The organism is Arthrobacter sp. SLBN-112 (assembly GCF_030944625.1).
Classification (GTDB): domain Bacteria; phylum Actinomycetota; class Actinomycetes; order Actinomycetales; family Micrococcaceae; genus Arthrobacter.
Genome location: NZ_JAUSXY010000001.1, coordinates 3,793,883 through 3,814,614, shown reverse-complemented (window position 1 = coordinate 3,814,614; position 20,732 = coordinate 3,793,883). Strand labels below are relative to the sequence as shown.

The following is a 20,732-nucleotide window of genomic DNA, read 5'->3' as shown; positions in this document are numbered from 1 at the left end:
ATGGAACCCAGCGTAGGGGCTTGCTTTTTCGGTTGTGTTACCCGTCCATTGCTGTTTCCAGGGGTCCTGTTCGCCAGTATTTACCGGCCGGTAACACAACCCGTGACGCACCTCTCATCCGGGAGCGGGCCGACACAATCGGCTCTTTTCCGGACGCTAGAGGCGGATCCGGTAGCCGCGCTTGACCACGGTTTCAATGAGCTTGCCGTCCGGCAGCGAGGACCGCAGCCGGCTGACCGTCATGTCCAGCGCGTGCACGGAACCCCGAAGTTCCAGCAGGTCGGAGAGGGATTCACGGGACAGGACAGCGCCGCCGGCACCCAGCAGGGCGCGCAGGAGCAGCAAGGGAGCGGGTGCCAGTTCCACTGCCTGGCCGTCGATCCGCAGGCTGCGGCCGCGAAGCTCGATGTTTCCGGAGCGGGTATCCAGCCGCCGGACGTGGTTCAGTGCCAGGTGCTCGCACACCAGCCGGATGAGGGCCCCCATGCGGAAACGTTCCGGGATGAGCGGCGTCACGCCCGCGTCGAGGAGAGGCTGTGCTGTCACGGGACCCACCACGGCGGTGGTGACATTCAGCTTCAGGCTCTCCACCAACTGCTTGTACAGCCCCATCTCATGGGCCGTGCTCCACATGGCGTCCACCGCGGGGGCACTGGTGAAGGTGAGGACGTCCAGGTTCCCGTTGCAGGCGGCCTCGATCAGCCGCGGAAGCTTGTCTTCGCCGTCAGGCTTCACCCAGCGGTAGGGCGTGACGGTCAGGACGGTGGCACCGGACATCCGCAACCGTTCGATCTGGCGGACATCGGTGTAGCCGTGCAGCTGCATGGCCACGGTCTTGCCCTTCACGCCTTCGGTGAGCAGCATGTCCACCAAGGTGGCGGTGGTCTCGTCACTGCTGATCCCGACGTCGGCAAGGCCGGCCGCGCGCACGGCACCGCGGGCTTTGGGTCCCCGGACGAACATCCGGCAGCTTCCCAGCGTTTCCAGCAGTTCATCGCCAATGCCGAAGGAGTCTGCGGCCTCGCACCAACGGCGCATGCCGTAGGCCGTGGTGGCAATGCACAGGTCCGGCTTCGCCGCGATGATGGCCCGGGTGTCCTCGATGAGGCGCATGTCCTCCTGGACGGGGGCGATCTTCAGTGCAGGGGCATGCAGCACTTCCGCGCCGCGCCGTTCCAGCGCCTCGATGAGGTCGCGGGAGCGCCGGTCCGAGGTGACGCCGATGCGGAACCCCTCCAGCGGCGATTCCGCGGCATCCGTTGCTTCTTCAGCCTGCGTGGGTTCGGGCTGCGTCTGTTCGGCCGGTGCAAGTGCGGTCATGGGGGTCAATCCTTTCATGATCCCAGCAGCGAGGCCGCCAGCCTGTCCAGGTCGGCGGCGGCTCCGGCATGCTGCCGGTTGACTTCGGCCACCCGGACCACCTCGCCGATGACCAGTACTGCCGGGTTGCTGCAACCGGCAGCGGCGGAGGTGATGGTGCCCAGGTCCGCGATGGTGGTGCGCTGGCCGGGCCGGTAGCCGCGTTCCACCACTGCCATGGGCATGTCCGGGCGCATCCCGGCGCGGCGCAGGCCTGCGGCGAGCTGGTGAAGGGTCCCGATGCCCATCAGCACCACGATGGTCCCGCCCAGGCCGGCCAGGTGGTGGTGTTCTTTTTCGGTGAGCGGGGCGTGCCCGGAAACCACCGTGAACATGTGGCTGACTTCGCGGTGGGTGACCGGGATGCCGGCGGCGGCCGGCACCGAGATGGCGCTGGTCACACCGGACACTACGTGGACCTTGACACCGGCGGCCACGCACGCGGCTACCTCCTCGCCGCCTCGGCCGAAGACATAGGGGTCCCCGCCCTTGAGGCGGACCACGTTGTTGCCGGCCAGGGCGCTGTCGACCATCAGTTTTTCGATGTCCGACTGGCTGACCTTGTGGTGGCCCGGCTTCTTTCCGACGTCCACCAGCTCGGCGGAAGTCAGCAGCGGCAGCTCCTGGTACGGGGCCAGCCGGTCATAGAAGACGACGTCCGCATCCCGGAGCGCCTTGACCGCAGCCACGGTGAGCAGGTCACCGGTGCCGGGACCGCCGCCCACCAGGGTGACGTGCCCGGCAGGGCCTGCGGCAGGCTCCGCGGCGACCGGGATGCCGGCGTCCCGGCAGCGGTCCACTAGGGCGCCCCAGCCTGGCTGTCCGTCCTCGACGGCGGCGACCAGGAACAGCCGCTCAGGCAGGTGGGCGCCGTGGGCGCTGCCCGGGCTGCTGAGGCGGTGGACGACGGCGCCCGCGGCTTCGTACCGCCGCACCGCCTGCCGCGCGGCAGTGTCTGTGCCGGTCACCAGGACGTCCCGGCCCGTGAGGTCGATACTGAGCTGCATGTTATGCCTCGTTTCCAGTTGTTTCCGGCGTGGCGGCGCGGATCGGGATGGAAGCGCCAATCAGGACTTTGCCTTTTTCCTCCGCGGTGGCGGGGCGCATCTGGCCGCGCTCGTCCGGGACGAACGTGATGGAATCGTCCTTCTGGTCGGGTGCGTTGACGAAGGAACGGAACCGGCGTAGCCGTTCGGGGTCCTTGAGGGTGTCCGCCCATTCATCCACGTAGGTGTCCACGTGTTTCGCCATGGCCGCTTCAAGGTCGGCGGCGATGCCCAGGGTGTCCTTGACCACCACGTCCTCGACGTGCTTGATGCCGCCCTCGAGCTCTTCCTGCCACCGGGCGGTGCGCTGAAGGCGGTCCGCAGTGCGGATGTAGTACATGAAGTAGCGGTCGATGTACTTGATGAGGGTTTCGTCGTCCAGGTCCTTGGCCAGGAGCTGGGCGTGGGCGGGGGTGGCTCCGCCGTTGCCGCCGACGTAGAGGTTCCAGCCGTCCGCGGTGGCGATGACGCCGACGTCCTTGCCGCGGGCCTCGGCACATTCACGGGCACAGCCGGAGACGCCCATTTTCAGCTTGTGCGGGCTGCGCAGGCCGCGGTAGCGCAGCTCCAGCTGGATGGCCATGGCTACCGAGTCCTGCACGCCGAACCGGCACCAGGTGGAACCGACGCACGACTTCACCGTCCGCAGACTCTTGCCGTACGCCTGGCCGGACTCGAAGCCGGCGTCCACCAATTCCTTCCAGATCTCCGGGAGCTGCTCCAGCCGGGCACCGAACATGTCGATCCGCTGGCCGCCGGTGATCTTGGTGTAGAGGCCGTACTTTTCGGCGACGGCGGCGATCACACCGAGCTTCTTGGGAGTAATTTCCCCGCCCGCGATGCGGGGGACCACCGAGTAGGTGCCATCCTTCTGCATGTTGGCCAGGGCCCGGTCGTTGGTGTCCTGGAGGGTGCCGCGGCCGGCGTCCAGCACGTAGGCGCTGTTCTGGCTGGCCAGGATGTTGGCAATGGTGGGCTTGCAGATGTCGCAGCCTGCCCCGGTGCCATACTTGGCCATGATCTCCTCGAAGGAGGTCAGTCCCAGGACGCGGATGGCGTCGAACAGTTCCTGGCGGGACAGCTCGATGTGCTCGCACAGCGCCTTGGAGACCTCGACGCCGGACTTGGTCAGCTCGGTTTCCAGCAGCTTCTTCAGCATGGGGACACAGGAACCGCACTGGGTTCCGGCACGGGTGCAGCCCTTCAGCTCGCCCAGTTCCTGGACGGGCGCATTGCCCTCGCATGCGCCGCAGCCGTTGATGGCGTCCCGGATGGTTCCGGCCGTGACGTTGTTGCAGGAGCAGAGGGTGGCGTCGTCGGGAAGCTCGGTTTCGGGGGCTTCGCCGCCGCCTGCGGCGCTGAGGAATGCGCCGGGCTCGGCGGGAAGTTCGCGGCCCAGGAGCGGGCGCAGGCTCATGTAGGGAGAGGCGTCGCCGACGAAAATGCCGCCCAGGAGGGTCTTGGCGTCATCCGTGGTGACGATTTTCTGGTACACGCCGCGTGCGGGATCCGCGTAAACGATTTCGAGGGCGTGCTCGGTGCGGGCAAAGGCGTCCCCGAAGCTGGCCACGTCCACGCCGGAGAGCTTAAGTTTGGTGGCGGTGTCGAAGCCGGGGAAGGTGGCGTCGCCGCCGTGCAGCCGGTCGGCAACGATCTCGGCCATGGTGTTGGCGGGAGCCACCAGGCCAAGGCACATGCCGCCGAAGTTGGCTACCTCGCCGATGGCCCAGATGCCGGGGACCTCGGTGGCGCAGTAGTCGTTGATGACCACGCCGCCGCGCTGGCCCAGGCTGAAAAGCTGCTCTTCGCCGTCGGCGGCCCGGAAGAGCTCGTCGCGGGGCTTGACGCCGACCGCCACGATCACCAGGTCGGCCGGGATGATGCGTTCATCGGCCATCAGCACCCCGGTGACCTGGCCGTCGTCGTCCGCCAGGATCTCGGACGGGAACACTCCGCCGTGGACCTCGAAGCCCTTGGCTTCGATCAGGCGGCCCAGGGCCTGGCCTGCGCCCTCGTCCAGTTGGGTGTTCATCAGCCAGGGGGCCCCGTTGATGACTACGGGGGTGGCGCCGAGCTGTTCGGTGCCGGCGGCGGATTCGAGCCCCAGGAGGCCGCCGCCGATGGTGACGGCGTTGATCTTGCGGCCGAGCTTTTCGGTGAGTTCTGTGACGGCCTTGTTGATGGCCCACACGTCCTCGAGCGTCCGGTAGACGTGGGCGTGCTGGGCGCCGGGGATGGGCAGGCGCACGGCGTCCGAGCCTGTGGCCACCACCAGTTCGTCATATTCGTAGGTGTTGCCTGCGGCCGTTTCCACCGTCTTGGCTTCGGCGTTGACCTTGACGACGCGCTCGCCGGTCTTCAGGGCCACGGAGCCGTGGTCCCACATGGTGGCCGTTCCCAGCGTCAGGTCCACGCCGGTGTCCGTGAGGGCCTTGGAGAGTGCCACCCGGTCGTAGGGGAGGTGGGCTTCTTCGGTGAGGACCGTGACATGCCAGCCGTCGAGGCCGCGGGCATGCATGGCGTCCGCGAAACGGTGGGCCGCAGGGCCGCCGCCGGCGACGACGATGCGGCGCGGAGTCTCGGTGCTTGAAGTCTGTTCGGTCACGGTGGGCCTTTCGCATGGGCCGCAGACGGTGCTCTGCAGCTTGTGCCTCCAGCCTAGGGAGGGGCAGTTTCGCCTCAGTTTCCCTTTTGTTTCGTCAACTTAACTTCTGCATCACGAACGCATTTCCGGCCGCGTGAATTCTCTTTTACCCGCCGGACACATTCACCGCACCCCCTTGAAACACCCGGAACCTAGCGTGGAACACGGCAGCACAAGCAGCCGCTTGCAAAGACAACAGGCACAGGGAGAGGAGCCGGACATGACGGCAACACTGGAACTTGGGGCGCTCGCCGCCGAATCAGACACCGCCGGATTCCGGACCGGCTGGCACCGTGTCTGCGCGGTGGATGACCTCGAACCCGCCTGGGGCGAGGCCGCCCTGGTAGCAGGCATGCAGGTGGCGTTGTTCCGCACCGGCCCAAGCGAAGTCTTCGCCGTGGGCCATCAGGATCCGGCCACCGGCGCGCACGTCATGGCGCGCGGCATCCTTGGTTCCAAGGGCACGCGCCCCACGATCGCCTCGCCGCTGCACAAAGAGGTCTACGACCTCGAAACCGGTGAATGCTTCACCACCCCGGGCCTGCGCCTGGATGCGTTCAGCACCCGGATCACCAACGGGTTCGTCGAAGTGAAACTCTAGGACTTTCCCGCACACACGAAAGGGGCGCCAAGCGGCGCCCCTTTGGCGTTTAACCCAGGGCGGTTAAAGTCCCAGTGCCTCGCTGACATCGTGCAGGACCTCGTCCAGCGCGGCCCGCGCAGCCTGCCGCGCCGCCGGGAGTTCCGCAGCGGAACCCACCTGGTGGATCACTTCGAGGTAGCACTTGAGTTTGGGCTCCGTGCCGCTGGGCCGGATGATCACGCGGGTCAGGTCCCTGGTGATGTACAGGAGGCCCTCCGTGGGCGGCAGCTGCCCGGTTCCCTCCGCCAGGTCCGTGAAGACTTCCACCGCCGACTGCCCGAACGATTCCGGCGGCGAGACCCGCAGCCGGTTCATCATGGCGTCCAGGAGACCCAGGTCCGCGACCCTGATGCTCAGCTGGTCGCTGGCGTGCAGGCCGTGCTGGAGGTACAGCTCGTCGAGGGTGTCGAAGACCGTTTTGCCGGCGGCTTTGGCGGTGGCCGCGAGTTCGGCGACCAGGAGGGCGGCGGAAATGCCGTCCTTGTCCTTCACCAGGTCAGGCGCAACGCAGTAACCCAGCGCTTCCTCGTAGCCGTAGGTGAGGCCGGGGACCCGGGAAATCCACTTGAACCCCGTCAGGGTTGCCTCATGGGCGAATCCCGCGGCGGCCGCAACGCGAGCCAGCAGACGTGAGGACACGATCGAATTGGCGAAGACGCCCTGGTGGTCCGCCTCGGCGCCGGTGCCGGCGTCCGCGAGCCTGGCGGCAATATGGGCCCCCAGCAAGGCGCCAACTTCGTCTCCGCGGAGCATCCGCCAGGCACCGGTGTCCGGGTCCTTGGCGGCGACGGCAGCCCTGTCGGCGTCGGGATCGTTCGCTATGACGAGGTCGGCGTCGAGCCGTACGGCCGCCTCCACGGCGAGGTCGAGTGCCCCGGGTTCTTCCGGGTTGGGGAAGCTGACGGTGGGAAATTCGGGGTCCGGTTCGGCCTGTTCGGCCACCATGGTGACATCCGTGAAACCTGCCGCTTTCAGGACCTCCAGTGCTGTAGCGCCGCCCACGCCGTGCAGCGGGGTCAGGACGATCCGCAGGTCCCGGGCGGGGAACCGGTCCGGCATGGCCAGTGCCGCCGTCGCCTGCCGGTAGTCCGCGGCCAGCGAGCCGTCCAGGACGGTCCACCCGCTGTCCGCCAGTTCGATTGAGTCAACGGGACCCACGGCGCTGATCCGCTCGGCGATCCGGGCATCATAGGGTGCCACGATCTGGGCGCCGTCACCATCAGCGGACACCGCATGCCGGCCCAGGTAGACCTTGTACCCGTTGTCCTGTGGCGGGTTGTGGCTGGCGGTAACCATGACGCCGCCGTCGCATTCCAAGGCGCGAACGGCGTACGCCAGCAGGGGAGTGGGGAGGGCTGCCGGGAGCAGGAACGTCTCGATGCCCGCCGCGGTGAAGATGGCGGCGGTTTCGGCTGCGAAGACATCCGAGTTATGCCGGGCGTCATAGCCGACGACGGCCCGCGGCCGGGTGCCGGAAGCGGAGTCGGCAACGGCGTCCACCAGGAAGGCGGCCAGTCCGGCTGCGGCGCGGCGGACCACCACCCGGTTCATCCGGTTCGGCCCGGGTCCGAGCGCGGCACGCAGGCCCGCCGTGCCGAACTGCAGCGTGCCGCGGAAGCTGTCTTCCAGTTCCTGCCGGGCCGCGGGGTCGCCCTCTTCAACCAGGCTGACAAGCTCAAGCAGCGATGCTTGTGTTGCGGGATCCGGATCCAGGGCAGCCCATTCCCGGGCCCCGGCAAGCAGGCGAAGTTCGGCATCGGAAGGCGTCATGGGCCTAACGCTATCGTCATTGCAGGTCCGCTGCCCGCACCCCGGCAGCCCGGGGCGTTCAGAGCCGGGCGATGATGTCGGCCAGCAACCGGGAGATGCGCGGGCCCGCGGCGTGGCCGGATTCGATGACTTCCTGGTGGCTGAGCGGCTGGGGGCTGATGCCCGCTGCCAGGTTGGTGACCAGGGAAATACCGAACACTTCCATTCCGGCGTGGCGGCCGGCAATGGCCTCCAGGGCCGTCGACATGCCGATCAGGTCCGCCCCGATCCGCTTGGCGTACTGTACTTCAGCCGGCGTCTCGTAGTGCGGGCCGGGGAACTGGGCGTAGATGCCCTCGTCCAGGGTGGGATCCACCTCGCGGGCCAGCTCACGGAGCCGGGGGGAATACAGGTCTGTGAGGTCCACGAACGTGGCGCCCTCCAGCGGGGACGCGGCGGTGAGGTTGATGTGGTCGCTGATCAACACCGGGGTGCCGGGCGCCCACGCCTCGTTCAGCCCGCCGCAGCCGTTGGTGAGGACCAGCGTGCCGCACCCGGCCGCCGCGGCGGTGCGGATGCCGTGCACCACTGCACGGACGCCCTTCCCCTCGTAGTAGTGTGTCCGCGCACCCAGGACCAAGGCGCGCTTTCCGTCCTTGGTCAGGACTGACCGGATGGTTCCCACGTGGCCTTCCACGGCGGGGGCATGGAAGCCGGGGACTTCCTCCGCGGAGAGGGTGGCAGTGGTTTCGCCAATGAGGTCGGCCGCCTCGCCCCATCCGGAACCGAGGACCAGGGCGACGTCGTGGCGGTCCACGCCGGTCTCCTCGGCAATGTAGTCCGCGGCGGCGCGGGCGGCGGCGAACGGGTCCGTGTTCAGGAAGTCTGTTGTACTCACCAGTACAAGTTATCCTGCCGCCAGTGTTGGCCTCATCACGGCTGGCCCCGAAAGCGCCCGTTTTCTTGGTGGTCGGGCCGGAATGGGCGAGAATGGATGACTGTGACTACGCATCCAGATTTCAGTTCCCCCCGAATCGCGATCCTGGGAGGCGGTCCCGGCGGATACGAAGCGGCCATGGTCGCCGCCTCGCTCGGGGCGACGGTCACCATCATCGAACGTGCCGGGCTCGGTGGCTCCGCCGTGCTGACCGACGTCGTTCCTTCCAAGACCCTCATCGCCACGGCCGACCTCATGACCCGGGTGGCTGAGGCCGGCGAGCTGGGAGTGAAGTTCGACGTCGACGGCGGTGACTTCGTGCCCGTGATGCACGCCGACCTCAAGCACATCAACGACCGGCTCCTCAACCTGGCGCGCAACCAGTCCCAGGACATCCGTGACGGGCTGGAGAAGCTGGGCGTTCGCATCATCGCCGGCTCCGGCCGCCTCCTGAACCCCCACACCATCGAGGTCTTGACCGCTGACGGCACCGAGACGGTGGAAGCCGACACCATCCTGCTGGCCGTTGGCGCGCACCCCCGCGAACTGGAAACAGCCCGCCCGGACGGTGAGCGGATCCTGAACTGGACCCAGATCTACGATCTTGACGAACTGCCCGAGGAACTGATCGTCGTCGGCTCCGGCGTGACAGGTGCCGAGTTCGCCTCCGCCTACAACGGCCTCGGCTCCAAGGTCACCCTGGTCTCCAGCCGCGACCGCGTGCTGCCGGGCTCGGACGTGGACGCCGCCGTGGTGCTGGAGGAAGTCTTCGAGCGCCGTGGGGTCCGGGTCCTGTCCCGCTCCCGCGCCCAGTCCGTGGAACGCACGGACGACGGCGTGGTGGTGACCCTCGCCGACGGCTCCACCGTGACCGGAAGCCACTGCCTGCTCTGCCTGGGCTCCATCCCCAACACCGCGGGACTGGGCCTTGAAGAAGCCGGGGTGGCCGTCAGCGACAGCGGCCACATCAAGGTTGACGGCGTGTCCCGCACCACCGCCCCGAACATCTACGCTGCCGGCGACTGCACCGGCGTCCTGCCGCTGGCCTCCGTGGCCGCCATGCAGGGCCGCATCGCAGTGGCGCACTTCATGGGAGACGGCGTGACCCCGCTCAAACTCCACCAGGTGGCGTCGAACATCTTCACGTCCCCGGAGATCGCCAACGTGGGGGTGTCCGAGGCCGAGATCGAGTCCGGCAAGTACCAGGCGGACATCATCAAGCTTTCGCTTCGGAGCAACGCCCGCGCCAAGATGCGCAACGCCAAGGACGGCTTCGTGAAGATCTTTGCCCGTAAGGGCTCCGGAACCGTGATTGGCGGCGTGGTGGTGGGTCCCAACGCGTCGGAGCTGATCTTCCCGATCTCCATCGCGGTCAAGCAGAAGCTGCACGTGGATGACCTCGCCAGCACCTTCACCGTGTACCCGTCCCTGACCGGTTCCATCTCCGAGGCCGCCCGCCGCCTGCACGTCCACATGTAGTCAAGGGGCCAGGACCTAGGCCGCCGCGACCGCCTGGAAGTGCTTTTCGATGAGCCCCTTGATGTCCTCGTGGCAACCGCCGCATCCCGTGCCGGCCCGGGTGGCCTTGGATACTTCCGCCACGGTTGAGCAGCCATCCTCCACAGCGCCCTGGATTGCGGCTCCGCTGACACCCGCGCACCGGCAGACGGTACCGGCGGGGTCGGCGGTGCCGGCGCCGGGGACCTGGTCTGGGCCGTCCAGGCGCAAAAGCAGGGAACGGTCGGCCGGGAGTTCCGCGCCCCGTTCGAAAAGCCCTACCAGTTCGGCCGCGGTGCGCGGCATCCCGACGGACACGAGGCCTTCCAGCACTCCGCCGCGGGTGGTCATCTTGACGTAGCGGCCATGCTCCGGATCGGCCCATTGGGCGATTTGCAGGCGCGGCCGGCCGTTGACGGCCCCCGCCGTGAGCGCTTCCTCGTCCCAGGGGTCGGCGCCGTTGTCCCCGGCTACCGCCATGTTCAGGCCGCGGGCCTTCAACACCACGACGCCGGGCTGTTCCGGCGGCAGGCCAGGCAGCAGGTCCGCCTCCGCGGCTGCCCCTTCGGCCAGGAGGGTGAGGTAGCCGCCCAGCCATTCGGCCTGGCGCCAGCCGGGACCCACAAGCCCGGAGGGTCCCTTGGCGTTCCTGCATGCGGCGCAGCCCGGATCCGGGCAGTGAACCTCCGCGCAGTCGCCGATGGCGAAAATGTGCGGTTCGTGGTGCGCCCGCAGCCGGTGGTCCACCAGGATCCCGGTTCCGGTGGACAGTCCGCAGCCTTCGGCCAGTTCGGTCCGCGGACGGACCCCACACGAGATGACCAGGAGGTCGCCGTCGATCGCTGATCCGTCGTCCAGGAGCAAAGCCGAGAAACCGCCGTCGGGCGCATTGTGCTCAACGCCGGTGGAGCGGGCGTTGCCTGCCACCCGGACGCCGCACCGGCGCAGCCCGGCGGCCAGGACGGCGCCGCCGCCGCGGTCGATGTTGCGGCCCAGGGGGTGCGGCCCGTTGTGGACCACGGTGACCGTGGCCCCTTCCTCCGCCGCCGCCAGGGCCGTCTCCAAACCCAGGACGCCGCCGCCCAGGATCACTACCCGCTTGCCGCCGTCCACCGCCTGCCGGAGCACGTCCGCGTCGCGGAGGTCGCGTAAAGCCGTAACCCCGGCGGGAAGCACGGGGGAGGCCGGGTCGGGGTTGATGCCGGTGAGGTTGGGGATGACGGGCCGGGAGCCGGTGGCAAACACCAGCCTGTCGTAGTGCACCGCGGTGCCGTCCGAAAGCAGGACCTGCTGCCGCGCCCGGTCCACCCGCTTGACCCGCACACCCAGGCGGACATCCACCCCCTCGGCCGCCAGTTCGGCGGCGTCGGCGAGGGCCAGGGCGCCGGCGGTGGTGCGGCCGACGCCGAGGTCCGCTACCAGGACGCGGTTGTAGGCGGCCTCGGACTCCTCGCCCACCACGGTGAGGCGGGCATGTCCGCCGCGGACGGCGGGCATGAGCTCGTCCACCAGCCTGGCGGCCACGGGGCCGAATCCCACGATCACAATCTGCTCGCTCATGAAGCCTCCGTCTTTTGCAGCATACGGGCGGAATCGGGTGCGGCCACGGGCCGGACCCACACGGTGTTGAACTTGAATTCAGGCATCCCGGAGACGGGATCAGTGGCGGCTTCGGTCAGCCGGTTGGCGCTTTCGGCCCCCGGGAAGTGGAAGGGCAGGAAGACCGTTTCCGGGCGGATGGCCGTGCTGAGCTCCGCCCGGCAGACCACCTCCCCGCGGTCGTTCGCCACGGAGAGCAGCGAGCCGGCGGTAATGCCCAGGGCCTCGGCGGCCGCGGGGTGGATCTGCGCCTTCGCTTCCGGCTGCGCGGCGAGCAGTTCGGAGACACGCCGCGTCTGCGCGCCGGACTGGTAGTGCTCCAGGAGGCGCCCGGTGATGAGGGTCATTTCCTTGCCGCCGGCCGCCGCGTTCGCACCGGAGTTGGCAGCGGAAGGACGACGGCGGCGGGGAGCCACCGGGACCATGACCGCCTTGCCGTCCGGGTGTGCGAAGCCGTCCCGGAACAGCCGCGGCGTGCCGGTGCTGCCGGCCGGGTAGGGCCAGTAGGCGGCCTCGCCCCGGTCCAGCATGGCGTAGTCGATGCCGGAGTAGTCGGCCAGGCCGCCCGCGGAGGCGAGCCGCAGTTCCTCGAAGACGGTCTCGGGGTCCTCGCTGTAGGTGGAGGGGGCGTCCAGCCGCTCGGCCAGCCGGGCCATGATCCACAGCTCGCTGCGGGTGCCTGCGGGTGGTGAGATGGCGCGGCGCCGGCGCAGGACGCGTCCTTCCAGATTGGTCAGGGTGCCTTCTTCTTCGGCCCACTGGAGGACCGGAAGAATGAGGTCAGCCTCCGCAGCGGTCTCCGACATGAAGAAGTCGCACACCACCAGGAAGTCCAGGCTGCGCAGGCCCTTGATGACCGCGTTGGCGTCGGGGGCGGCCACGGCGATGTTGGAGGCGTGAACGAAGAGGCACCGGACGCCGTCGGGCTGTCCCAGCGACTTCAGCAGTTGGACGGCAGGCAGCCCGGGGCCGGGGATCAACGCCTCGGGTACGCCCCACACGGAGGCCACGTGGGCACGGGCTGCGGGGTCGGTGATCTTCCGGTAGCCGGGGAGCTGGTCAGCCTTCTGGCCGTGCTCGCGGCCACCCTGGCCGTTGCCCTGCCCGGTGAGGGTACCGTAGCCGCTGCGGGCCGAGCCCGGCAGGCCCAGCAGGAGGCTGAGGTTGATGGCGGCGGTGGCGGTGTCGGTGCCGTCCACGTGCTGTTCCACGCCCCGGCCGGTGAGGATGTAGCTGCCGCCTGCACGCGCCCCGGCGGCAAGCCTGCGGGCAGTTTCCCGGATCAGGTCCGCGGGCACGCCGGTGATGGATTGCACGCGCTCGGGCCAGAAAGCGTTGACGCTGCGGGCTACGGCGTTGTAGCCGGAGGTACGGTCCTGCAGGTAGCCGGTGTCCACCAGGTTTTCGTGGATGACCACGTGCGAGAGCCCCAGCAGCAGGGTGAGGTCGGTGCCCGGCAGGGGCTGGAGGTGGATGCCGCCGCCGTCGGCCGTGAAGGCTGCCGTGGCGGAACGGCGCGGATCCACCACGATCAATCCGCCGGCGTTGCGGGCACCCTGCAGGTGCTGGACGAACGGCGGCATGGTCTCGGCCACGTTCGAACCGAGCATCAGGATGGTGCCGGCGGTGTCCAGGGCTTCGAGCGGGAACGGCAGGCCGCGGTCCACGCCGAAGGCGCGCATGCCGGCGGCAGCTGCCGAGGACATGCAGAACCTGCCGTTGTAGTCGATCCGGGAGGTGCCCAGGGCCAGCCGGGCGAACTTGCCCAGCTGGTAGGCCTTCTCGTTGGTGAGTCCGCCGCCGCCAAAGACGCCGACGGCGTCCGCTCCGTGGCGTGCGCGGGCATCTTTCACTGCCGCCGCGGCCAGGTCCAGGGCCTGGTCCCAGCCGATGGGCCGGTGGACCCCGTCGGGGCCCTTCAACAGCGGTTCGGTGATCCTGCCGGCGTGGTTCAGCAACGCCGCGGAAGTCCACCCCTTGCGGCAGAGTCCGCCGCGGTTGGTGGGGAAGTCCCGGCCGGCCACTTCCAGGGCCGGGGACGGCGTGGGGTTCAGGTCAAAAGGAGCAGGCACGGGGCCTGGCCCCGGCTGTGCAGCCGGGGCCAGGTCCGCGGGGGACGTGAGCGTCATGGCGCACTGCAGGGCGCAATAGGGGCAGTGCGTGTCGGCGCTTTTGGCCATGTTAGACGTGTCCCATCGCGTTCCGGCCGGCGTTGCGGATGTAGCAGGTCCAGCAGACCAGCAGCATCACCACATAGGCGCCAACGAATCCGTAGAAGGCCGGGGTGTAGGAGCCACTGGCAGTGCTGGAGGCATTCAGGACCTGGGGGATGACGAAGCCGCCATACGCGCCGATCGCGGAGATCAGGCCGAGTGCCGAGGATGCGAGGCGCTGGGTTGCAACGGAGCTTGCGCCGTTGCGTGCCGCCCGGCTGGAGGTGGCGAAGATGACGGGGATCATCCGGTAGGTGGCGCCGTTTCCAAAGCCGCTGGCGGTGAACAGCATCAGGAAGAGGACCAGGAAGAGCCAGAAGTTCTTCAGCGGCAGGGTCCAGATCATGGTGAGGGTGATGACGGCCATGGAAGCGAAGGCTGCCACGGTCATCCGGGCCCCACCCATCCTGTCCGCCATGCGTCCGCCGTACGGGCGGGCCAGCGAGCCCACCAGGGGGCCCAGGAATGCAAGGGACAGGGCCACCGTGCCTACTCCGATGGAGGAGAACGCGGGGAAGTAGTCCTTGATCAGCTTGGGGAACACACCGGCGAAGCCGATAAACGAGCCAAAGGTACCGATGTACAGCAGCGCCATGACCCACAGGTGCGGTTCCTTGAGCGCGGCGACCGAGCCGGCCACGTCGCCCTTGGCGCTGGTGAGGTTGTTCATGTACTTGAAGGCGCCGAACGCTGCGAGAAGGATGAAGGGAACCCACATCCAGCCGGCCATGGGAAGGTTGACGGTGCCGGCGGCCAGCAGGGTGATCACAATGGGAACGGCAAGTTGTGCGATGGCGGCGCCCAGGTTTCCGCCCGCGGCGTTCAGTCCCAGCGCCCAGCCCTTTTCCCTGGCCGGGTAGAAGAAAGTGATGTTGGCCATGGAGCTGGCGAAGTTGCCGCCGCCGAAGCCGGCGAGGGCGGCCACCAGGAGCATGACGCCGAACGGCGTGCCCGGGTTGGAGACACACAGTGCCAGTCCGGTGGAGGGGATCAGGAGCAACAGGGCGGACACGATGGTCCAGTTCCGTCCGCCGAAGCGGGGGACCATGAAGGTATAGGGGATGCGGAGGGTGGCGCCCACCAGGCTGGGCATCGAAATGAGCCAGAAGATCTCCGAGGTGGAGAAAGTGAAGCCGGCGGCGGGAAGCTGGACCACCACGATGGACCACAACTGCCACACCACGAAGCCGAGGAACTCGGCGAAGATGGACCAGTTCAAGTTGCGGCGGGCGATGGCGCGGCCGGCGGTTTCCCACTGCTCCTTGTTCTCGGCATCCCAGTTGGCGATCCAGCGGCCGGGGCGGAATTCAAGGGCAGGAGAGTCTGTGGTGCGGGTACGGCCGGGCTGTGCGCTGGCGGATGCGGCAACGGCTGCCGGCCCTGTGGCCTCATCAAAGTCAAGGGTATTTCCGGCGCCGGCATCAACGGTGCGGTCAACAGTCACGGGTTACCTCCTTCAGGGGATGTTGTTCCTCCAAGGTAGGGAAGGCTCGTTTCGCGGACAGTCGATGTTTGTTAACGCGCTGTGACTTTTGCCTATCCGGGTCAGCAAACCGGCGTGAGGCCCGGCCGGGAGACTGCATCATGAGACGCACAACACAGGTCCGAATAATGGACGATTCGTCCATTGACTGGACGTGGCGAAGTAAGATCGAACTCTAACTATTCGAGCCGGGAGGCGGCCCTGCCTGCGCCCGGCCGGTCTCACGAAAGCGTTTACCTATGTCATCCCCCGATACCACCACGGTGCCTGGTGCGCACCAGCCGGTGAACTCCCGCGGCCGCGTCATCGTGGCGAGCCTGATCGGCACCACCGTGGAGTTCTACGACTTCTACGTCTACGCCACCGCCGCCGTACTGGTCTTTCCGAAGCTCTTCTTCCCGGGCCAGAACGAGACCACCCAGCTGCTGAGCTCCTTCGCAGTCTTCGGCGTTGCCTTCGTCGCCCGCCCGCTCGGCTCCATCATCTTCGGCCACTTCGGTGACAAGTTCGGCCGTAAGGGAACCCTCGTCGCGTCGCTGCTGACGATGGGCATTGCGACCTTCCTGATCGGCTGCCTTCCCACCGCGTTGGTCCCGGGCTGGGGATTCTGGGCACCGGCCCTGCTGGTGATCATGCGCTTTGCCCAAGGCCTGGCGCTGGGCGGCGAGTGGAGCGGCGCGGCGCTGCTGGCCACGGAAAATGCCCCCGCCAACAAGCGGGCCATCTACGGCACGTTCCCGCAGCTGGGCGCACCCATTGGCTTCATCATTGCCAACGTCATCTTCCTGGTGGCCAGCTACACGCTGACGCCGGAGGCCTTCCAGGCCTGGGGCTGGCGCGTCCCGTTCCTGCTCAGCGCCGTCATGGTGATCCTGGGCCTGTATGTCCGGCTCAAGCTGATCGAAACCCCCGCCTTCACCAAGGTGGTGGAGTCCAACGAGGTCGCGAAGCTTCCGCTGGGCCGCGTCTTCAAGTCCAGCTGGCGGCAGCTGATCCTGGGCACCTTCATCATGCTGGCCACGTACGTGCTCTTCTACCTGATGACCACGTTCACCCTCACGTACGGCACCAAGCCCACGCTGGCCGGTGCGCAGGCGGCCGCCGAAAAGGCCGGAAAGCCCATGACTGAGGCTGCCGCTGCCGCGTTCGTTCCCGGTCTGGGCTACACCCGCAACGACTTCCTGTGGATGCTGATCGCCGGCGTCGTCTTCTTCGGCATCTTCACCCTGGTTTCCGGACCCCTGGCCGAAAAGTACGGCCGCCGCAAGATGCTTCTCGCCGTCACTGCCGGCATCTTCGTGTTCGGCCTGCTGTTCGTCCCGCTGTTCAGCGGCGGCTTCGTGGGCACCATGGGCCTGCTGATCGTTGGTTTCTCCCTGATGGGCCTGACCTTCGGGCCCATGGGGGCGCTGCTGCCGGAACTATTCCCCACGAACGTCCGCTACACCGGCTCTGCCATCAGCTACAACTTCTCGTCCATCCTGGGCGCAGCGGTGGCGCCGTTCATCGCCGTCGCGCTGTGGGAAGCGGCCAAAGGCAGCCCCGTCCTGGTCGGTGTGTACCTGACGTCCATGGCCGTGCTCACCCTGATCGCGCTGTTCCTCACCCGCGAAACCCGCGACCTTGACTACGAGAACAACGTGGCCTGATTTCTCCAACGCCACAATGCCCGGTGCGGCCATCCGGCCCGCCGGGCTTTTTCATGCCCCGCGGGCGTAGCGGGCCACGAAGTTCTTCAGGACGGTCATCGGCTCGGTCACGGTGAACCGGCGGGCGGCCGCCATCAGCTCTTCGGCGGATTCCGGCGGGAAGTAACCGGCGTGCCGGTAGATATCGATCCGGGTCACCAGCCCCTCGGCGTCCAGTTCGGGGTGGAACTGGGTGGCATAGAGGTTGGTCTTGATGCGGAACATGTGGACCGGGCACGCTGTGGAGCGCGCCAGCAGGACGGCGTGCCCCGGCAGCGCACTGACCGCCTCCTTGTGGCCGGTGAACCCCGTAAACGTCCGGGGCAGCCCGTGCAGCAGGGGATCCTGCAGCCCGGCGTCCGTCAGTTCGATCTCCACCGCTCCCAGCGGTTCCCCATAGGTCCGGTCGATCACCGCGCCCTGGTGCGTGCCAAGGGTTCCCACCCCGTAGCAGGCGCCCAGGAACGGAAAGTCGAGGGCCACCACCTGGTCAAGGAGGCCTGAAAGCTCCCGTTCCACCCGGTGCTGGACCGCACTCTTGTCCGCGGGCGGGTCGCTGGAGGTGAACGGGCTGCCGCCGACGATCACGCCGGAGTACTGCGAAAGGTCCAGTGCGGGCAGCGGAGCTGCCTCAAGCCGTACCCGGTGCAGGTCCCGCTCCTCCAGGCCGCCGTACCTCAGGTAGGCGGCGTACTCGTCCTCGGCGGCGGCGTCCTCGGCCCTGGAAGCGAGAAGCAGAAAAGGCAGCATCTGCTAAGTCTGCCTGTTGGCGCCGACCCCTGCCAGCACCGGACGTGTCCGTGCCGGCAGGGTTTCGCCAAGGGTCAGGCGGCGGGCTGGGTCAGGGAGCGGCGGGACTGGGGCCGGGCCGCGGGGTCCGCGTGCCGGTGCACCAGCTTCCAGTAGCCTTCCTCGCGGCGGAAGATGCTCGTGACGCGCAGCGCGAATTCCTCCGTGGCGGCCGCGGCATCGAGCCGTGCCCGGAAATGCTCGGTTTCCACGAGGTAGGCGGTGTCGCGGGCGGTGTAGGAGGTGACGGTGTCGAAGCCCAGCATCTCGCCGTCGCGGAACTGCCGCGCCGCCTGGTCAAGCCGGGCCTCCACCTGCGCCCAGCCGCGGGCGATGCCGCCGAACGGGTTGGCCAGGGTGACGTCGTCCTGCCGGGAGTACAGGTCCTTGATGGGAGCAGGGTTGCCCCGGGTGATTTCGGGAACCGCCTGGTGGTAGCGGTCCACTTCTTCCTGGAAACTTGGTGCAAGCATGGCCGGTGCAGCGCTTTCTAGTCTTCGATGGTGGCGATGATGGCGCCCGCGGACACCGTTTCGCCCGCCGTCGCGGTGAGTCCGGTGATGGTGCCGGAACGGTGCGCCGTCAACGGCTGCTCCATCTTCATGGCCTCCAGGACCACCACCAGGTCCCCTTCGGACACCACGTCACCGTGCGAAACAGCGACCTTCACGATTGTTCCCTGCATAGGGGAGGTAAGGGCGTTGCCGGTGGCGGCAGCGGGGCCGGCGGACCGGGACCGTTTCTTCGACTTGCCGGGCTTGCCCGCGGCTGCTGCGGTTCCGGGGGTGCCCAGGGACGCCGGGAGGACCACTTCCAGCCGCTTGCCGCCCACCTCGACGACGACCCGCTGGCGTTCGCCGGCGTCGGCCTCTTCATCCGTGGCGCCGCTCGGGGTCCAGGCGGGGATGTCGTTGGTGAAGGCCGTCTCGATCCAGCGGGTGTGGACCTTGAACGGCCCCTCGGCCGGGGCGAAGTCGGGGTTGCTGACCACGGCGAGGTCGAACGGAATGACGGTGGGAATGCCTTCCACCACCATTTCCTCAAGTGCGCGGCGGGAGCGCTGCAGGGCCTGGGCGCGGGTGGCGCCGGTGACGACCAGCTTGGAGAGCATGGAGTCGAAGTTGCCGCTGATGACGTCGCCCTGCTCCACGCCGGAATCGATCCGCACGCCGGGACCGGTGGGGTTCTTCAGGACACTGATGGTGCCGGGGGCGGGCATGAAGTTCCGGCCGGGGTCCTCGCCGGTGATACGGAATTCGAAGGAGTGGCCGCGGACCTCGGGGTCGCCGTAGCCGAGCTCCTCGCCGCGGGCCAGCCGGAACTGTTCGCGGACCAGGTCGATCCCGGTGACTTCCTCGGAGACGCAGTGCTCCACCTGGAGGCGGGTGTTGACTTCGAGGAAGGAAATGGTGCCGTCCTGGCCTACCAGGAACTCGCAGGTGCCGGCGCCGAGGTAGCCGGCTTCCTTGAGGATGGCCTTGGAGGACTCGTAGAGCCGCTGGTTCTGCTCCTCGGTGAGGAACGGGGCCGGGGCTTCCTCCACGAGTTTCTGGTTGCGGCGCTGCAGGGAGCAGTCGCGGGTGGAGACGACCACTACGTTGCCGTGCGCGTCGGCCAGGCACTGGGTCTCGACGTGGCGGGGGGCGTCCAGGAAGCGCTCAATGAAGCACTCGCCGCGGCCGAAGGCGGCGGTGGCTTCGCGGACGGCGGACTCGAAGAGTTCGGGGATTTCCTCGCGGGTGCGGGCCACCTTGATGCCGCGTCCGCCGCCGCCAAAGGCCGCCTTGATGGCGACCGGCAGGCCGAACTTGTCCACGAATTCGAGGATTTCCTCGGCGGATTCCACCGGATCGGCGGTGCCGGGGACCTGCGGGGCGCCGACCTTCTCGGCAATGTGACGGGCCTGCACCTTGTCGCCCAGGGCGGAAATGGCCTCGGGTGAGGGGCCGATCCAGGTGATGCCGGCGGCAATCACCTTGGCGGCGAATTCGGCGTTCTCGGCCAGGAATCCATATCCGGGGTGGATCGCGTCGGCGCCGGACTGGCGGGCGGCGCCGATGATCTTGTCCATCACCAGGTAGGACTCGGCGGCCGTCGTGCCACCCAGGGCATATGCCTCGTCAGCGAGCCGGACGTGGAGCGCATCGCGGTCCGGGTCGGCGTAGACGGCCACCGAGGCGATGCCTTCGTCCCGGGCCGCACGGATGATGCGGACGGCGATTTCCCCGCGGTTGGCGATCAGCACCTTTGTGAGGGTCGTCGACTGCGTGGGACCTGCGGACTGCTCCAAATTTGCTGACAAGGCGTCTCCTTCTTTCCTTCAGGGAGCCTAGCGCGGTTTTGAGGGTTCCGCCGATATTACTTGCGGAATCCGCGTGTAAACCAGCCTTCCTTTGTAGGGAAGCTACAAGGCATCCCGAAAATGTAGCTCTTAGCGCGCGGGCCAGAGATCCGTGATGCGTACATTGGCGGCGGCAAGAAGGCCCCGGAGGGTGGAGACGGACAGGCCGACGACGGCGTGCGGGTCACCGTCGACCTTCCGGATGAAGGCCCCGCCCAGGCCGTCGATGGTGAACGAACCGGCGCAGTGCAGCGGCTCGCCGGTGGCGATGTAGGCGTCGATTTCCGCCGGTTCCATGTCCATGAAGGCGACCTCGGCGGAGGCGACCGCCCCGAGGGTGGCGCCCGAACCGCGGCCGCCGCTGCCGTCGTCGTCCGTGTCCCTGCAATCCACCAGCCAATGGCCCGTGTGCAGCACCCCCGCGTTGCCGCTCATCCGGAGCATCCGGTCCCGGGCGACGTCGGCCGTGTAGGGCTTGCCGTGCGCCTCGCCGTCGAACTCGAAGACGGAATCGCAGCCCAGCACCAGGGCACCCTCCGCTTCCGGCAGCGACGCCACGGCCTCGGCCTTGGCCCTGGCGAGCAGCAGTGCGGTGTCGTGCGGGTCGGTGACGCCGTACCGCTCCTGGACGGCGGCCTCGTCGACGTCGGACACCAGGACCGTGTGCCGGATGCCGGCCTCGGCCAGGAGCTTGGTGCGGGCGGGGGACTGGGACGCGAGAATCAGATGGTGCACGGCTTCAGC

General features: G+C 68.1%; 15 protein-coding genes. 3 read left to right on the top strand and 12 right to left on the bottom strand.

Annotated elements, in window-relative coordinates:
* Positions 1-156: 156 nt before the first annotated feature.
* The 3 genes from QF050_RS17685 to nirB are packed head-to-tail and all read right to left on the bottom strand — an operon-like array spanning position 157 to position 5,010.
* On the bottom strand, positions 157-1,320 hold the full coding sequence (locus QF050_RS17685; RefSeq protein ID WP_308931585.1) for a uroporphyrinogen-III synthase: 1,164 nt from the start codon (positions 1,318-1,320) through the stop codon (positions 157-159).
* A gap of 14 nt (positions 1,321-1,334) precedes the next feature.
* Positions 1,335-2,366, bottom strand: coding sequence for a uroporphyrinogen-III C-methyltransferase (gene cobA, locus QF050_RS17680; RefSeq protein WP_308931584.1), 1,032 nt, complete (start codon positions 2,364-2,366; stop codon positions 1,335-1,337).
* Between the two features lies 1 nt (position 2,367).
* The gene (gene nirB, locus QF050_RS17675; protein WP_308931583.1) at positions 2,368-5,010 is read right to left on the bottom strand and encodes a nitrite reductase large subunit NirB; all 2,643 of its coding nucleotides are present in this window, start codon (positions 5,008-5,010) and stop codon (positions 2,368-2,370) included.
* Positions 5,011-5,269: 259 nt separating this feature from the next.
* Between nirB and nirD the strand changes: the two genes are divergently transcribed.
* Positions 5,270-5,650: a nitrite reductase small subunit NirD gene (nirD, locus tag QF050_RS17670; RefSeq protein WP_308931582.1), complete on the top strand. Its 381-nt coding sequence runs from the start codon at positions 5,270-5,272 to the stop codon at positions 5,648-5,650.
* A 63-nt stretch (positions 5,651-5,713) separates the two neighbouring features.
* Here nirD and QF050_RS17665 read toward each other — a convergent pair whose 3' ends face one another.
* Both QF050_RS17665 and QF050_RS17660 read right to left on the bottom strand, forming a co-directional pair.
* Positions 5,714-7,462, bottom strand: a complete 1,749-nt coding sequence (locus QF050_RS17665) for a phospho-sugar mutase (protein WP_308931581.1) — start codon at positions 7,460-7,462, stop codon at positions 5,714-5,716.
* Positions 7,463-7,520: 58 nt separating this feature from the next.
* Positions 7,521-8,339: a purine-nucleoside phosphorylase gene (locus tag QF050_RS17660; RefSeq protein ID WP_308931580.1), complete on the bottom strand. Its 819-nt coding sequence runs from the start codon at positions 8,337-8,339 to the stop codon at positions 7,521-7,523.
* 102 nt (positions 8,340-8,441) lie between these two features.
* Here QF050_RS17660 and QF050_RS17655 point away from each other — a divergent pair, with 102 nt between their 5' ends.
* Positions 8,442-9,857 (top strand): NAD(P)H-quinone dehydrogenase, encoded by a 1,416-nt coding sequence (locus tag QF050_RS17655; protein ID WP_308931579.1) that lies wholly within the window; start codon positions 8,442-8,444, stop codon positions 9,855-9,857.
* Between the two features lie 15 nt (positions 9,858-9,872).
* On the opposite strand, the gene QF050_RS17650 is transcribed toward QF050_RS17655, so the two are convergent.
* Genes QF050_RS17650 through QF050_RS17640 form a run of 3 tightly spaced genes read right to left on the bottom strand, consistent with a single transcriptional unit; the run spans position 9,873 to position 15,131 of the window.
* Positions 9,873-11,435, bottom strand: coding sequence for an FAD-dependent oxidoreductase (locus QF050_RS17650; RefSeq protein WP_308931578.1), 1,563 nt, complete (start codon positions 11,433-11,435; stop codon positions 9,873-9,875).
* On the bottom strand, positions 11,432-13,654 hold the full coding sequence (locus QF050_RS17645; RefSeq protein WP_308931577.1) for a molybdopterin oxidoreductase family protein: 2,223 nt from the start codon (positions 13,652-13,654) through the stop codon (positions 11,432-11,434). Before QF050_RS17645 ends, QF050_RS17650 begins: the two co-directional genes overlap by 4 nt.
* A 1-nt stretch (position 13,655) precedes the next feature.
* Positions 13,656-15,131 (bottom strand): MFS transporter, encoded by a 1,476-nt coding sequence (locus QF050_RS17640; RefSeq protein ID WP_308931576.1) that lies wholly within the window; start codon positions 15,129-15,131, stop codon positions 13,656-13,658.
* 278 nt (positions 15,132-15,409) lie between these two features.
* Here QF050_RS17640 and QF050_RS17635 point away from each other — a divergent pair, with 278 nt between their 5' ends.
* Positions 15,410-16,819 (top strand): MFS transporter, encoded by a 1,410-nt coding sequence (locus QF050_RS17635; protein ID WP_308931575.1) that lies wholly within the window; start codon positions 15,410-15,412, stop codon positions 16,817-16,819.
* A 51-nt stretch (positions 16,820-16,870) separates the two neighbouring features.
* Here QF050_RS17635 and QF050_RS17630 read toward each other — a convergent pair whose 3' ends face one another.
* The 4 genes from QF050_RS17630 to QF050_RS17615 form a co-directional block, all read right to left on the bottom strand.
* Positions 16,871-17,608 carry a glutamine amidotransferase gene (locus tag QF050_RS17630; RefSeq protein ID WP_308931574.1) on the bottom strand — a complete coding sequence of 246 codons (738 nt, stop codon included), beginning with the start codon at positions 17,606-17,608 and terminating at the stop codon, positions 16,871-16,873.
* A 74-nt stretch (positions 17,609-17,682) separates the two neighbouring features.
* On the bottom strand, positions 17,683-18,120 hold the full coding sequence (locus QF050_RS17625; RefSeq protein ID WP_109863418.1) for a nuclear transport factor 2 family protein: 438 nt from the start codon (positions 18,118-18,120) through the stop codon (positions 17,683-17,685).
* A gap of 17 nt (positions 18,121-18,137) precedes the next feature.
* Positions 18,138-19,949, bottom strand: a complete 1,812-nt coding sequence (locus tag QF050_RS17620; protein ID WP_308931573.1) for a biotin carboxylase N-terminal domain-containing protein — start codon at positions 19,947-19,949, stop codon at positions 18,138-18,140.
* Between the two features lie 129 nt (positions 19,950-20,078).
* Entirely contained in the window at positions 20,079-20,723 is a 645-nt protein-coding gene (locus tag QF050_RS17615; RefSeq protein ID WP_308931572.1) for a nucleoside triphosphate pyrophosphatase, read from the bottom strand.
* Positions 20,724-20,732: the final 9 nt, after the last annotated feature.